This window comes from Rhizobium sp. 05L429 (genome assembly GCF_056397645.1).
The window spans coordinates 117740-132162 of the sequence record NZ_JBFTNV010000023.1; the positions used below are offsets into that span (position 1 = coordinate 117740).

General features: G+C 61.5%; 16 protein-coding genes. 5 read left to right on the forward strand and 11 right to left on the reverse strand.

The window, feature by feature from the left end; all coding sequences use genetic code 11:
* From AC1DNW_RS22860 to AC1DNW_RS22875, 4 genes are read right to left on the reverse strand one after another with little or no spacing between them, the layout of a single operon-like run.
* Complete coding sequence (locus tag AC1DNW_RS22860; protein WP_477854455.1) at positions 1-1125, reverse strand: ABC transporter permease; 1125 nt, start codon at positions 1123-1125, stop codon at positions 1-3.
* Positions 1122-2861 carry an ATP-binding cassette domain-containing protein gene (locus AC1DNW_RS22865; RefSeq protein WP_477854456.1) on the reverse strand — a complete coding sequence of 580 codons (1740 nt, stop codon included), beginning with the start codon at positions 2859-2861 and terminating at the stop codon, positions 1122-1124. Before AC1DNW_RS22865 ends, AC1DNW_RS22860 begins: the two co-directional genes overlap by 4 nt.
* Positions 2858-3865, reverse strand: a complete 1008-nt coding sequence (gene hlyD, locus AC1DNW_RS22870) for a secretion protein HlyD (protein ID WP_113309122.1) — start codon at positions 3863-3865, stop codon at positions 2858-2860. Before hlyD ends, AC1DNW_RS22865 begins: the two co-directional genes overlap by 4 nt.
* Complete coding sequence (locus AC1DNW_RS22875; protein WP_113298935.1) at positions 3862-4551, reverse strand: CerR family C-terminal domain-containing protein; 690 nt, start codon at positions 4549-4551, stop codon at positions 3862-3864. Before AC1DNW_RS22875 ends, hlyD begins: the two co-directional genes overlap by 4 nt.
* A gap of 321 nt (positions 4552-4872) precedes the next feature.
* Here AC1DNW_RS22875 and AC1DNW_RS22880 point away from each other — a divergent pair, with 321 nt between their 5' ends.
* Positions 4873-5016, forward strand: coding sequence for a hypothetical protein (locus AC1DNW_RS22880; RefSeq protein WP_162747593.1), 144 nt, complete (start codon positions 4873-4875; stop codon positions 5014-5016).
* Positions 5017-5124: 108 nt separating this feature from the next.
* Here AC1DNW_RS22880 and AC1DNW_RS22885 read toward each other — a convergent pair whose 3' ends face one another.
* From AC1DNW_RS22885 to AC1DNW_RS22910, 6 genes are all read right to left on the reverse strand, one after another.
* Positions 5125-5988, reverse strand: a complete 864-nt coding sequence (locus AC1DNW_RS22885) for an SDR family NAD(P)-dependent oxidoreductase (protein WP_113309120.1) — start codon at positions 5986-5988, stop codon at positions 5125-5127.
* Complete coding sequence (locus AC1DNW_RS22890; protein WP_477854457.1) at positions 5985-6770, reverse strand: hypothetical protein; 786 nt, start codon at positions 6768-6770, stop codon at positions 5985-5987. Before AC1DNW_RS22890 ends, AC1DNW_RS22885 begins: the two co-directional genes overlap by 4 nt.
* Before the next feature lie 113 nt (positions 6771-6883).
* A complete protein-coding gene (locus tag AC1DNW_RS22895) occupies positions 6884-7471 on the reverse strand; it encodes a protein-S-isoprenylcysteine O-methyltransferase (RefSeq protein ID WP_113309125.1) in 588 nt (195 codons plus the stop codon).
* Positions 7472-7531: 60 nt separating this feature from the next.
* Positions 7532-8116: a hypothetical protein gene (locus AC1DNW_RS22900; protein WP_113298939.1), complete on the reverse strand. Its 585-nt coding sequence runs from the start codon at positions 8114-8116 to the stop codon at positions 7532-7534.
* 156 nt (positions 8117-8272) lie between these two features.
* Positions 8273-8395, reverse strand: coding sequence for an ABC transporter (locus tag AC1DNW_RS22905; RefSeq protein WP_113298940.1), 123 nt, complete (start codon positions 8393-8395; stop codon positions 8273-8275).
* Positions 8396-8762: 367 nt separating this feature from the next.
* Complete coding sequence (locus tag AC1DNW_RS22910) at positions 8763-9359, reverse strand: L,D-transpeptidase (RefSeq protein ID WP_113298942.1); 597 nt, start codon at positions 9357-9359, stop codon at positions 8763-8765.
* A gap of 210 nt (positions 9360-9569) precedes the next feature.
* On the opposite strand from AC1DNW_RS22910, the gene AC1DNW_RS22915 reads away from it, so the two are divergent.
* The 4 genes from AC1DNW_RS22915 to AC1DNW_RS22930 all read left to right on the forward strand — a co-directional run bounded on the left by AC1DNW_RS22915 (position 9570) and on the right by AC1DNW_RS22930 (position 13591).
* Positions 9570-10325: a 3-oxoacyl-ACP reductase FabG gene (locus tag AC1DNW_RS22915; protein ID WP_113298954.1), complete on the forward strand. Its 756-nt coding sequence runs from the start codon at positions 9570-9572 to the stop codon at positions 10323-10325.
* Positions 10326-10485: 160 nt separating this feature from the next.
* Positions 10486-11679, forward strand: coding sequence for a succinylglutamate desuccinylase/aspartoacylase family protein (locus tag AC1DNW_RS22920; protein ID WP_113312311.1), 1194 nt, complete (start codon positions 10486-10488; stop codon positions 11677-11679).
* Positions 11680-11846: 167 nt separating this feature from the next.
* A complete protein-coding gene (locus tag AC1DNW_RS22925; RefSeq protein WP_477854458.1) occupies positions 11847-12110 on the forward strand; it encodes a helix-turn-helix transcriptional regulator in 264 nt (87 codons plus the stop codon).
* 158 nt (positions 12111-12268) lie between these two features.
* The gene (locus tag AC1DNW_RS22930) at positions 12269-13591 is read left to right on the forward strand and encodes a virulence-associated E family protein (RefSeq protein ID WP_113310789.1); all 1323 of its coding nucleotides are present in this window, start codon (positions 12269-12271) and stop codon (positions 13589-13591) included.
* A gap of 445 nt (positions 13592-14036) precedes the next feature.
* On the opposite strand, the gene AC1DNW_RS22935 is transcribed toward AC1DNW_RS22930, so the two are convergent.
* The gene (locus AC1DNW_RS22935; protein ID WP_477854459.1) at positions 14037-14300 is read right to left on the reverse strand and encodes a DUF982 domain-containing protein; all 264 of its coding nucleotides are present in this window, start codon (positions 14298-14300) and stop codon (positions 14037-14039) included.
* Between the last annotated feature and the right edge of the window lie 123 nt (positions 14301-14423).

Here is a 14423-nt window from a genome sequence, read left to right on the forward strand (position 1 = left end):
TCAGCCGATCCTCTTCCTGGTGCTGCGGGCCGCCAGCACAAACATGATGCCGCCGATGACGAGCATGACGGCAATGGAGCGGGCAAACATCGGCCAGATATCGCCGGCGAGGAACACCGTCTGCAGGCTGGGGATCAGGTAGCGGGCGGGCACGATGATGGTGATCCACTGGATGATCTGGGGCATGGAGTTGATCTCGAAGAGGAAGCCCGACAGCAGGAACGCCGGCAGGAAGGCCGTGATCAGCGCGATCTGCGAGGCGAGGAACTGGTTCTTGGTTGCCGTGGAGATCAGCAGGCCCTGGCCGAGCGCCGGTATCAGGAAGGCGGCCGACAGCCCATAAAGGGCGAAAACCGAGCCGCGGAAGGGCACRTCGAAGAGGAAGACGGCGAGCAGCACGCAGAGCGTCATGGAGGCGAGGCCGAGCAGGAAATAGGGCAGGATCTTGCCGGCCAGCAGTTCAGCCGCCGTCACCGGTGTGGCCATCATCGCTTCCATCGTGCCGCGCTCCCATTCGCGGGCGACGACGAGCGAGGTCAGAAGGGTGCCGACCAGCGTCATGACGATGGCGATGGAGCCGGGGACGAGGAAATTGCGGCTCGTCAGCTCCGGATTGAACCAGAAGCGCTGCTCGATGGAGATGGGCGGACCTGATGCCACCGTTTCTGACTGGCGCTGGCGCTCCCAGTTGGCGACGGCGCCCTGCGCGTAGTTCTGGACGAAATTGGCGGTGTTCGGGTMGGAGCCATCGACGAGAACCTGGATCTGCGGTCGCCTGCCCGCGGCATAGTCCGTCGCGAAATCCGCCGGGATCACGACAATGCCGCGCACCTTGCCGAGCACGAGATCGTCATGGAACATGCGCTGGTCGCGCCCGACTGTGACGGAGAAATAGCGGGAGGCCTGGAAGCTTGCCGAAAGATCCTGCGTCAGCGGTGTCGCCTGTTCCAGCACCAGGCCGATGCGGGTGCGCGTCGTATCCAGCGACACACCATAGCCGAAGAGGAAGAGCAGGATCAGAGGCAGCACGAAGGCGATGAGAATGGTGCTGGGGTCGCGGATCGCCTGATAGCTTTCCTTGCGCACGAGGGCTGTGAAACGGCGGATGCGGGAGGAGGTGCTCATGCGGCTTCCTCCGTTTCGGATTCCTGTACCAGCGCGATGAAGGCGTCCTCCATCGTCGGGTCAGGCCGTTCCTTTGACGCGACACGCGCCTTCAACTCGTCGGGCGAACCGAGCGCAATCGACCGGCCGCGATAGATCAGCGAGATGCGGTCGCAATATTCGGCCTCGTCCATGAAATGCGTCGTCACCAGAACAGTGACGCCCTTTTCGACGAGCGCATTGATATGGGTCCAGAATTCGCGCCGGGTAATCGGATCGACGCCTGACGTCGGCTCATCGAGGAACAGGGCGCGCGGCTCGTGCATGACGGCGCAGGCAAGGGCCAGGCGCTGTTTCAGGCCGAGCGGCAGGTCCTTGGCCGAATGGCGCGCATGGCGGCCGAAATCGAATATCTCGGTCATCAGCTCGATGCGCTCGCGCCGGCGGCTGCCTGAGAGGCCATAGACGCCGGCGAAGAATTCGAGGTTCTGCATCACAGTGAGATCGCCGTAAAGCGAGAATTTCTGCGCCATGTAGCCGAGCTGGTTGCGGGCTTCGGCGGCATCCTTGCGCAGGTCGAAGCCGGCGACGCGGCCTTCTCCCTCTGTTGGTTTCAAGAGGCCGCAGAGCATCTTGAAGGTGGTGGATTTGCYGGCGCCGTTCGGCCCGAGCAGGCCGAAGATCTCGCCGCGGCTTATATCGAAGGTGATCTTGTCGGCGGCGGTGAAATCCCCGAAACGCTTGGTCAGGCCGCGGGCCTCGATGACGGGGCGGTCGCCGGTTTCGCTGGGTGATTTCTGCGCTTCTGCGAGTTTCGAGCGCCCGCCAGGGCCGCCGCCCAGCATGTCGACAAAGGCGTCCTCGAAGCGGGCAGGGGTGGGTGTCAGCTTCGCCCCGTTGCCGGCGCCGCCGATGTCGGGCGTCTCGTCCTTGCCGGTGACGAGGCGGATGGCATCGCCCTGGATGACACCGTCGATGACGCCTTTCGTCTGCAAGAGTTCGGCCAGCACCTGCCGCCTGCGGCCGGTGACACCCGAAACCTTGAAGACGCGATCCTCGACTCGGTCCGTCAGATCATGCGGCTTGCCGGAAAAGAGCAGCTTGCCCTGGTTGAGCAGCAGCACATGGTCGCAGGCTTCGGCCTCATCCAGATAGGCCGTCGACCAGAGCACGCCGATGCCTTCCTGCGTCAGGTTCTCGACCATCTTCCAGAGATCGCGCCGCGAGATCGGATCGACGCCGACGCCGGGCTCGTCGAGCAGCAGCAGGCGTGGCTTTTTCAAGAGCGCGCAGGCAAGGCCGAGTTTCTGCTTCATGCCGCCCGAAAGCTTGCCGGCGAGCCGTGTCGTGAAGCGCTTCAGGTCGGTGAAGGTCAGAAGTTCCTCGAAGGAGGCGGCGCGCTCGGCCTTGGGCAGGCCGCGCAGATCGGCATAGAGATCGAGATTCTCCTGAACCGAGAGGTCCTCATAGAGGCCGAAGCGCTGCGGCATGTAGCCGATCGAGGCCTGGATGGCCGCCGGGTTCCTGGCGGTATCGAAGCCCAGCACCTCGACCGTGCCGCTCTCCGGCAGCATGAGGCCGGTCATCAGCCGGATCAGCGTCGTCTTGCCGGCGCCATCGGGGCCGACGAGGCCGGTGATGGCGCCGCCCTTCACTTCGCCGGAGACGGCATCCAGCGCCGGCGGGGCATCGCCGAAGCGCTTGGTGACATCGGCAAGCCGGACCAGCGCCTCATCCGTTTGCGGGGAGGAGGTCATTGCGCGGCCGGCGCGGGAAAGTGCACGGTAACAGGCATGCCCTGGCGCAGATCCGGGCCGGGCTTGTCGATGACGATGCGCAGGCGATAGACGAGATCGGTGCGAAGCTCGGGCGTCTCGACCGATTTCGGCGTGAATTCGGCGACCGGCGAGATGAATCCTACAGTGCCTTCATAGGGCTTGTCCGGATGCGTATCCGAGGTCACCTGAACCTTCATGCCGGGCTGCAGGCGGCCGAGATCGCCTTCGGCCACATAGCTGCGCACCCAGACCGGCTGCGTCAGCGACAGGACATAGACGGTATCGGCCGGCGAGACGATGGCGCCGGGTTCCCGCACACGGGAAAGGATGACACCGTCATTCGGCGCAAGCAGTTCGGCATCGGCAAGCGAGATACGGGCGGAGACCAGCGCCGATTGGGCGGCCTTCAACTGCGCCTCGGCAGCGGAGATATCTTCCACGCGGGTGCCTTCCTGCAGCAGTTTCAGGGCCTGATTGGCGGAGTCGGCACGCGCGGCCGCCATCGAGCGATTGGCCGTCGCCGTGTCGAGATTGGCTTCGGAGATCGTGCCCTGCGGGCGCAGCTGGCGAGCGCGGTCATAGGCAATATTGGCGTTTCTGAGCGCTGCGAGGCTCTCGTCATAGGAGGCGCTGGCCTGGGCAATTTCCGTCGGCCGCGGGCCGGCTCTGAGCTTGTCGAGCATCGCCTGCAGGGCAGCGACGTCGGCCTCGGCGGAGGCAACGGCAGCCTCGTAAGGCGCGGTGTCGAGTTTGCCGAGCACATCGCCGCTCCTGATCATGTCGCCCTCATCGACGGCGAGCGAGGCAAGCCGGCCATTGACACGGAAGCCGAGGGAAACCTGCCGGATATCGACATTGCCATAGAGCGTGAACTCTCCTGATCGTTCCGGCAGCCAGCCGAGCTTCTGGGGCAGGCCGTACCACCAGGCGGCAGCGCCCGCCGCAACGAGAATGAGGATGGCAAGGGGGAGGATCCGTCTCATCGGGTATTTCCTTTCGGCTGATGCAATTGGCCGACAAGCTCTGCAACGAGGTTGCGCAGGGTCTGGAGTTGTTCTGACCCGACCGACTGCCACTCCATCTGGGCGAGAACGGCCGCGTGGGCGACGCGGAAGACCATGATGTTGCCGACGAAGGCGAGGGTGCGCAGCCGCACATGCTCGCTGGCCGGGTCTTCCTGCAGGATCGTGCCGATCATCCGGCTCGCCATCTCGATCATCGGGCGCATGAGGCCCTGATAGACACGGGCGAAGGCCTCGGTCGGCTCCATCTGTTCGCGGATGATGAAACGCGCCCAGGGCTCGGATTCCTTGCTGACGAAAAGGCTGACCATGGTGGTGCCCATATCCGTCAGGAAAAGCCGCGCTTCCTCTTCGCTCAGTGCCTCTCCGGCAGCAGCCAGTTCCATAAGCCTGGCACCGATCCGCTGCCGCATTCCGCCGACATGGTGCTCGATGCGCGAGACCAGATATTCCGCGGTTGCGACATAGAGGCCTTCCTTGCCGCCGAAATAATAGGGAATGGCCTGCAGGTTGACGCCTGCGGCTTCGCTGAGCTGGCGCGTCGAGGTGCCGTCGAAGCCATAACGGCCGAAGACATCGAGCGCCGCCGACAGCAGCTTTTCCCGGGTGATTTCGGCGCGGTTCGGTTGGGTTTGTTCATCAGTCATGTCTCATTTATAACCCAAACGAAACTTTCAGTCAATCGAATGAATGTTTATCTTGCCGAGCCCACCCTGATGTGTATGACGGTTTCGGGCGCGAACCGTCAGTATATTTACGTTTACTGCCGGCGCATTTACCGTTTCGTACTTCCGTAAAGTCTAATATTCTGGCTGAATGGGCTGATGAGAAACCGGCCCGTCATGCCAAGCGCTGCAAGACATGCCTGGAGAGCGCTCCTCGCGAGCGCGGCTCTTGCTGTTCCTTTGACCATGGCTTGCGCTGACGATATTGCGCCCGGAAAAGGCAATCGCATTCAGAACGAGGTGGTGAAACCAGCTCCTCATGATGGACAGCTGACGGCGCCGCGCCTGAGTGCGAACTGGTGGCTGCGGATCAGGCTCGAGGCACCGCAGGCCGATCAGCCGGATGGTTCGAAGCAGGTTTTCGCGCACCGCACCGACCAGCAATGATCCCGGGCGTTGCAGCCTCAGCTGAAGCGCTGCACGTCCAGCTGCAGGCACGAAGGACGCCTTAACTCCCAGAGCCTACGCATCGGGCTTTCCGAAGCCGATTCCGGTTTAGGGGCCAGTGCCGTAGTGCTCGTCTCTTGCCGTAGCGCTCGTCTCTGGCCGATGGGGGCTCGGATCCCTTTTGCGGCGCTGAGCCCGGCCGATCAGGCGCAGGGCCACCGCGGAGGGCAAGATTCTCGCAATGAAGGCGGCGAGCTTCGAGGAGATGCCGGGAATGACGAGGCGGCGGCCGGACTTGAAACCCTGCCATGCCTGCTCGGCCACATAATCGGCATCGAGCTTTGGCAGAACCTTGAAGAGGGCGGCCCGGTTGGCGCCGGATTTTTCAAGGAAGTCGGTCGAGACAGGGCCGGGGGCGACGCAGGTTACCGTCACACCGAAGCGGCGCACCTCCTCATGAAGGGCGGTCGAGAAGGCGCGCACGAAATTCTTGCTGGCGTAATAGAAGGCCATGTAGGGGCCGGGCGCGAAACCGGCGACGGAGCCGAGATTGATGACGCCGCCGCTGCGGCGCGCCACCATGCCCGGCAGGAAGCGCAGGGTCATGTCGGCGAGTGCGCGGATGTTGACGTCGATGATCCCGAGCTGCTCATCGGCGGGCAGGGTGGTTGCCGCGCCGCGCAGCCCGTAGCCGGCGCTGTTGACCAGAACGCTGCAGGCCAGTCCATTCTCGGCGAGATAGGATTCCAGGCGCGACGATGCATCCGCAGAGGCGAGGTCGAGTTCGATCGTGAAGGTTTCTCCGCCGGCCTGCGTAATCTCCGTTGCGGCAGCCGCGAGGTCTTGGGGGGAGCGTGCCACGAGCACCACGATATTGCCCTCGCGCGCCGCGACCCTGGCAATGGCCCGCCCGATGCCGCGGGACGCACCGAGAACGACGACAGCCATGCGCAGCTCGGCGCTTTCGCTCATGGGGCAAGTCCCGCAATCGATATGCCGGCGGGCTTTCCCGCCTGCGGCAGCGCCCTGACCTCGTCGGTGACCTCGCCGTTCAGGATCTTTTCGAACCGCTCCAATGCCCGAGCAATGCTGGCGCCATCCATGACGCGGTGGTCATAGTGGATGCGCACGGTGACCGTGCCGTCCGCATCGATCGGGCCGTAATTCAGCAGCGTGGTGAGCGGCGTCAGCGGATTCAAGGATTCGGCGCCGAGGCCGGAATAGACCGAGAGCTGGAACGTGCCGAAATAATGCCYGCGCCGTTTTGCCAGGTTGAGCCCGAGCCACATCGTGGACCAGCGGAGCAGGGCAGGCGCGCGGGCAAGTTTGAGCGAACGCCGGAAGTCCTTGATATCGCCGATCGGCAGCGAGCGGGCTTCGCGGATCAGCTTTTCCAGCTCGGGAATGGGGCGCTGTTCCGGCCCCTTTATCTTGCTCAGGAGAACGATCCGCTCGCCCTCATGCTCGCGCTCATGGGCGATGGAGGCCACGCTTTCAGGATATTCGTAGAGCTGATGAAACGGGAATTTGATATAGGCGCGCCGGAGATCCGGGGTCTCCTTCGAGAGCAGCGCATAGCCTTTCAGGAACAGCACGGTCCATGACGGGCGCGGATCGCAGGCGCTTCGGGCATCCAGCAGCGGGTGGATATTCATCTGCCGCTGCACGGTGACGCGCGGGATGCCGATCGAAAATCGCATGAGATCTCCGACAAGTCGCCTTGCCGGCGAAAGCCTTATTGTTCGTCCCTTCATCGTGCCTCCCCTAGAGCGCCGCGCGTCCATTCGGACGCACAAAGGACGCTCTATCTCCCTGTTTTCACGCAATTCCGGACGCAAAACCGTTACACGCTTTTGCTGGAATTGCTTTAGTAGAGATAAGGAATGATCCGCTTGGTTTTGTCCATATAGGTGCGATACTGAGGGCCGAAAACGTCCAGCATCATACGCTCTTCCTTGTCCACCCGCAGGAAGAACAGCACCGCGAAACCGACAAGGCCCGCAAGACCCGCCACCCAGTTCGACAGCAGGAAAGCCTGCGCAAGCCCCATCAGCATGAAGGAGGTGTACATGGGGTGGCGCACGAGCGCGTAGGGCCCGGCGCAGATCAATTCGTGCTTCTGGCGGATTTCCAGCGTGATGGACCAGTTTTTCCCCAGCTGCTTGTGGGTTCTGCGAAAGACCCACATTGCGAGGCAGAAGGTGGCCGCTCCCAGCACGACCGCCCACAGGTGGGCAGGGTAGTCGGCAGCTTTCGGGATGCCTGTCGCGACGTAAAATCCCGGCACGATCGCCAGCCCCGCGAGAGCCGCCGCAAGGGCTATCTTCTCCGAAACGCTCCGCCGGCTGCTGACGACGGGCACGCGTTTGCCGCGGCGCTCAAACGGGTACCGAATGATGTACCATGCGACAATTCCGAGGACCCAGACGATCTCGCCAATGGTGTGAACTGACAAGTTCAAATCGGCACCAGAACCTTTCCACGATCCGTTTTCCGGGATCGCCCTGCTTTTCTATCAACCCGTATTCATCTCCCGCAGATTTGTAATGAATTGCTGCGGACGAAGCCAGATGCCAGGCGTCTTATAACCCATATGTTTGGCGATATCGGCCACGAAGGCGTTGCAATTGTAAACGGTCGCCTCCCATAGACGGCTGCGCGCCTGGAGCTTGCGAATATAGGCGACCGTGTCGTCATATTCGGCGTCCGTAAGCATCACGCGCCAGCTTGCCGAGCGGTATTGCTCCTCGAGGTCGCCATCCGTCGCGCCTGTCGTGGCGGGGACGGGAATGAAGTGGCCGATCACATAGGGAGCGGCATCTTCCGAAGCCGGGGCAAGTCCCGCAACCTCGGGACTGTTCATTCTGCCGTTCTTGTCGGCGCTGCCGAAGACGACATAGGTGTGGCCGTAGGTCAGCGCATAACGCGAGCGGAACTCGATAAAACGCCGTCCCGCTTGTTCTTGAGTCGTGGCCGGTTTTTTCAGGTCACGGGCATCGGATGTATAACGTGGCTGGGGGGCTTTGTCTTCTGACTGACACGATGATACCACAACCGCCAAAATAGCGACCAAGCACAAGCGGCTTCTTCCAAGCGCCATCAACACGCTCCATGTGCAGGCTCCTGCGAATGCGGGCCTGATGCCGGTTGATGCGCCGTTTCTGCGCCAGAATGGCAGGCGGGATCAATCCTGGCCGTTTGAGGATGTCAGAGAGAGGAAGGGCCTGTCGAGCCCTTCCTAAGTGTTATGCGAATTTTACTTGTAGACGGCCGTTGCTGCAGGCGGTGGAGCTTTCCCCTTGCCTTTGCCAATCGACCCGCAGGCACTCAGATTGGCCACCGCAAGCACTGCGAGGATCACGAATAAAATTCTGCTCATTAAGTCCTCTCCTCATCCTGGTGCAGGCCTGAAAGACTGCACCTCAAAGTTTGACGATAATCGGCACCTTGGACAGTGCGGGAGTGATGCAATGTGCAACGAATCTACATTAGCAGATACTTACCGGTGTGGCCAACCCCGCAATTTCACATGGTAAACGGCACTCAAGCATCGGCCCGAAAATCGGAATCGATTTTCGGAAAGCCTGATGCGCAAGCAAGAAACTCAGAGCGTCCTTTGTGCGTCCGAATGGACGCACGGCGCTCTGAAGCATGTCGTGATCCGTCAGGTCCGCTCGCCACGCTTCAGGCTTTCGTTTTCGCATGTCGTTATCGCAAAACCGCGGCGCACTTTTGCGCGACATGCTTTAAATGACGACTACACGCGTTCCCACCCGGGTGCGGGAGTAGAGGTCGACGATGTTTGCATTGGTCAGGCGGATGCAGCCGTTCGACACCGCTTGACCGATTGACCAGGGCGCGTTGGTTCCGTGCAGCCGGAAGAGCGTGTCCTGGCCGCCCTGGTAGAGGTAAAGGGCCGCAGCCCCGAGCGGGTTGTCTGGTCCTCCCGGCACGCCATCGGCATATTGGGCGAGCCGCGGCTTGCGCTCGATCATGTCGTCGGTGGGCTTCCACGAGGGCCACTCCGCCTTGCGGCCGATCGAGGCTTCGCCCTTGAAGCTTAAGCCTTCCTCCCCAACGGCGACGCCATAGCGCGTGGCAACGCCGCCGTCCTCCACGAAATAGAGATAGCGTGCACCCGTATCGACGACGATGGTGCCGGGCGGTTCGTTTCCGTCATAGGCCACTTCCTGCCGGCGATAGCGGGGATCGGCATCGGGGTCCCTTCCCAAAACCCGGTAGCCCAGCGGCGGGCCATCCGATGTCGTACTGCATCCATAAAGCATCAGAGCCAGGCCACCCAAAACGAGGCCTCGGCGTGTGACATCTGCCCGTTCGTCCATTTCCACCTGCCAAAGAGTTCAGTCAGATTCGATGATTCGCGATTAACGGCGTGCCGATTTTGGCCGGGACATTCGTTTCTGTGGAACTATGTGCTTGCCAGGCGGACAAGCTGCGCAACTTGCAATAGCATGCATTTTAGTCATCCATGAAACTCCTTGCATCAGGTATTCGTTTTGCAGGAGTATTAGCATATCGGAATGGACAGAACGATGAAACTTTGCCTTGAAGGAAAAGTCGCGATCGTGACGGGCGCAGGCTCCGGAATTGGAGCGGCGGTTTCCCGGCAGCTCGCTCACGAGGGTGCCGAGGTCATCGTTGCCGATTGCAATGCCGATGGCGCTCACGCGGTTGCAGCGGCAATTCGATCGGACGGCGGACAGGCTCGTCCCTTTGTCGTCGATGTGACCGACTTCGAAGGCGTGCAGAAGCTTGTCCAATTTGCCGTCGAGGAATGCGGTGGTCTGGATCTCGCCGTCAACAATGCCGGGGTGGACGGCGTTCGTGCAGCGGTCGCAGATTACCCGCTTGATGACTGGCACAGGTTGATGAACGTCAATCTGAACAGCGTCTTCTACTGCACGAAATGCGAGATCGGCGCGATGTTGAAACTGGGCGGGGGGGCAATCGTCAACATGTCTTCCGCCCTCGGGTCCGTGGGGCTGCCGACCGCGGCAGCCTATACCGCCGCCAAGCACGGGCTGGTCGGGCTGACGAAAGTTGCCGCGATCGAATATGCGAGATTCGGGATTCGGGTCAATGCTGTCGGTCCCGGCTGGATCGATACGCCCCTCCTGTCGGAGCATCTGGAGGCAGCGAGCACGCGCCGGATGGCAGCGCTCCAGCCAATGGGAAGGCGTGGCACGCCTGACGAAGTTGCAAATCTCGTTTGCTTCCTCCTGTCTGAACAAGCAAGCTTCATTACAGGAGCTCACTACCTGGTGGATGGGGCCTATACTGCGCATTAGAGCGCCGGCGTTCCATCCGGAGCCCGGCACAGGTTTGCGGAGATTAGGCGACCTTGCCAGCTCGGCAGCATACCCTAGATTGAAGTTGCGCGGGATTCTCGCGGTCGATGTACATGCCGTTGTTGTGAAGTAGATTTTCAAATCACAAAGGGCCTCCATCATGTCGGACAAATCGAAGAATGGCATCGATCGCCGCGATCTCTTGATCGCATCGATCGCCACGGTCGGCGCATCGGCTGCCCTCGCGGTCAGCGCCGGTGCCGCAAAAGCCCAGGAGGCCGCGACACCCGCTGCCCGACCGGCATCGGGAACGGTCTATACCGGCGATGTCATCCAGGGCAAAAAGGTCGTCAGCGCGCTCGACGTCGACGACCTGGAGCCCGGGCAGAAGCACTTCCTGTATTTTCAGGGCGCGCAGATGCCCACGGGGCAGTACTGGTACGTGTCCGTGACGGTCGCCAAGGGGGCAAAGCCTGGCAAGCGCGGTATCCTGACCAGCGGTGTGCATGGCGACGAAATGAGCAACATTCACACTGTCCAGACCGTGATGAACCAGCTCGATCCGGCGCAGATGTCGGGCACGGTCATGGCGGTCACCGACATATCCCGCCCGGCCCTTGAAAGCATGCAGCGCAGGTGGCCCAATCAGGGCAGGGGCGTCGATCTGATCGATATGAACCGGGAATGGCCGGGGAACGAGAACGGCGCCTCCGCGCCCAGCCGACATGCCGGGCTTCTGTTCAACCGGCTGCTGCGGCCGAACGCCGATTTCGCGATCGACTTCCACACCGGAACAACCGGGTTCGAAGTCACCGCATTCAATATTGGCGGCATGGATGTGCCCGAGGTCAAGGCAATGGTGGAGCTCTATCCCGTCGGCCAGATCTTCGACAACCATGTCTATCCCGGTGTCCTGCACAACGCGTTCATGGACGTGGGCATCCCCTCCTTCACGCCGGAGATCGGCGCTGCCCGCGTTCTGGACATCGAGATGATCTCGCTCTTCGTCGAAGGCACGATGAACGTCCTCAAGAATCACGGCATCGTTGCCGGGCCGATGGGCCGGACAGGCAAGGACGTGAATGTCTTCGTCGGCAACAGCGCGTTCCCGATCCTGGCAACCCAGGGCGGGATCGTCGAACATCTGGTCAAGCTCAACGACAAGGTCGAACCCGGACAGAAGGTCGCCATCCAGCGCAACAGCTTCGGCGAAGTGGTGGCGGAATATACAAGCGGCGTGGCCGGAGAGATAACGGGCCAGCGCAGCGATGCAATGTCCGAGCCCGGCAACCCCCTGGTCTTCATCCTCTTCCACAAGGCGGCGCTGGAGGGCGCGGAGGCCTATCCCGAATAATCTGCCGTTTCTGCATCGTCTGGAATCCGGGCGCGACAAAAGATCAATTTTCCCGTGAGGTCGCAGAAACTGCGCCGGGGCAATGCATCGGCGATGCTCATGTCAACATCCCAACCGTTTCCAAATAGCTCTGGGGAGGTCCGAAGCATTCCAGAAGGAAACGGTCGATGACATCAAGGATTCTCCGCCGCCCGGAGGTTCAGAACAGGACGGGCCTTCCCACCTCCACCCTCTATGCGATGATTGCCGACGGGCGGTTTCCGCAGCCGGTGAAGATCGGCAAGCGGGCTGTCGGCTGGGTGGAAGGGCAGGTCGAGGGGTGGATTGGTGAATGTGTGGCAGGTTGCGCAAGGCGCGACGTCACCTTCTCCCCAGCGGGGAGAAGGTGGCCCGAAGGGTCGGATGAGGGGGCCACGGATGCCGACGGATGACGCAGTCGAACATTACTGACGTTTCGTTTCCGGATGGGCTGAGAGGGAAGAGATTCTCCTGTGGTTAGCCTCTTGCCCGGAGCCCCTCATCCGCCCTTCGGGGCCCTTCTCCCCGCTGGGGAGAAGGGGGAAACCCCACATCCCACGCGGAAAATCTCATGCCACCTGTGACTGCACATGCGTCGCCGCGCGACTGGCTCGCCATGCTCAAGACGAATGACAAGGGCAATCCCCATCCGGGCCTCACGCTCAATTGGACCGTGATGCTGGAGCACCACCCCGACGCATGCGGAATGCTCGCCCTTGATGAATTCAGCGGCCAAACGATGTTGCTTGCCCGCCCGCCATGGGATTTGCGACAGGGCGACTGGAAGCCTCGTCCCGTCGGAAACAACGACCTTGCAGAAGCGGTCGAATGGCTGGAAGGGTTCGGCCTGACGCCGAGGGTTTCCAATATCAATCCCGTTATCGACAAGGTCGCCGGGCGGCATCCCTATCACCCTGTGAAAGGCTGGCTGTCATCGCTGCCGGCATGGGATGGAAGGAGGCGCGTCGACACTTTCCTGACCTCTCATCTCGGCGCTGATGACACGCCCCTGAACCGTGCCTTTTCGCGCAAATGGCTCTCAGCGCTCGCCAGACGCGTCTTTCAGCCAGGGTGCCAGTTCGATCACGTGCTGACCCTGCAGGGCAAGCAGGGCCTCGGAAAATCGTCGTTCGGCCGGGCGCTCGTTCCGATCGAGGAATGGGTGACCGACGGCGTGACGGTGGGCGACGGCGCGCGCGAAGTGATCGAGAACACGCGCGGGCGCTGGCTTGTCGAGCTTGCGGAGCTTGCCGGCCGGTCGAACCGGGAGATCGATACGATCAGGAAGTTCATCACGGTTCGCATAGATAGCGCGCGCGGGGCGTATAAGCAGAGGGTCGACGACGTGCCGCGCCAGTTCGTGTTCTACGCCACGACGAATGCCGACGAGTTCCTGACGGACACGACGGGCAATCGCCGCTGGTGGCCGGTCAGGCCCACCGCGATCGATATCGCGGCCATCCGGGCCGACCGCGCGCAGGTCTGGGCCGAAGTCATGACGATCTACGAGCGCGAGCCGCTGTGGCTGGATGACCCGGCATTGCGGGCCGACCTTGAAACCCTGCACCAGGGCGTGATGGATTTCGGCCCCACCTACGAGATCATCCGCGACCTGATCCCTCCCGGCGACATGAGGCTGACCTGCGCGGACATGCGCAAGCTCTTGACCGGCGGAAGCGAGGATGCAAGCCGCTTGCCGGCCGGCTGGCACAAGAACCTGCAGAGGGCGCTTGTCGGACTGGGGTTCAAACCGGACTCGAAGCCGGTCAATCGCGGCGGGCGCACCGTGCGCGTTTATGTTCGTGGCGATGAGGACGGCCTGCCCTGGGCAAGATGGGTCGATGGTCGCATCGAGTTCGAGCATGGCCTGCGAAGGCGAGACGCGATTTTCTAGAATGTGCTCCGTGAGTGCAGGAAGCCGCCCTTCGGAGCGGCTTTTTTGTGAGCCGGTTCGCGGAATTGCTGACAGCKGTTACGCATTCCTGCGCAGATGTCGTAATCTTATTTCGGTAATAATTTCAATTATCTATGGCTGTGATTACGCAATTACGAAGACAATGCGAAACACAGGCGGAGAAGAAGACTGATGTTACGAGCTGCCGTTCGCATATTTCCATGAGAAACAGAAACACGCCGTAATCTCGTAATTCTGTAATCGTCGATTTTAAGCCGCTGATTTTATTAAGGAAATACTCCTACGAAATGTGCAGCGGAATTGCGGTGATTACACGGGCCCGGTATGAGGCCGCCATTGCCGCGAAAGCGAGGGCCGGCGAGGGGCGGTTTCCCGCTCCGTGGCTTCCACACGCCGCATCCTGCCAGGTCAAGAAACGGCCGGCTCAGTGCAATACGGCGATGGCGRTAATCCCAGCCTCCTCTGCAGCGCGAATAATCGCCGCTCTCAATTCCCAAGGGTCAGCGTTGCCATTGACGACATCGATACAGATCCTGATCGCCGCAAGAAATTCCTCCCCGTCATCGCAGGGGAATTCCTTCATGAGCGCGTTGGCGGCTCCAATCGCCGTTCGGACGGACAGGAGCCTGTCCGGATTGTGAAGTATCAGGATCACGGGATCGAATTCGATTGGGGTGTCCCATTCCATGACACAATACTCCCGATGGGATGGCGTATTGTTAACGAAGCAAGGGGTGTGCCAGGGGAGGTGGTTTATGCGGAACGGGGCATGCGTTCGATGAAACCGGTTGCCTGCCAGAAGAGGTGACCG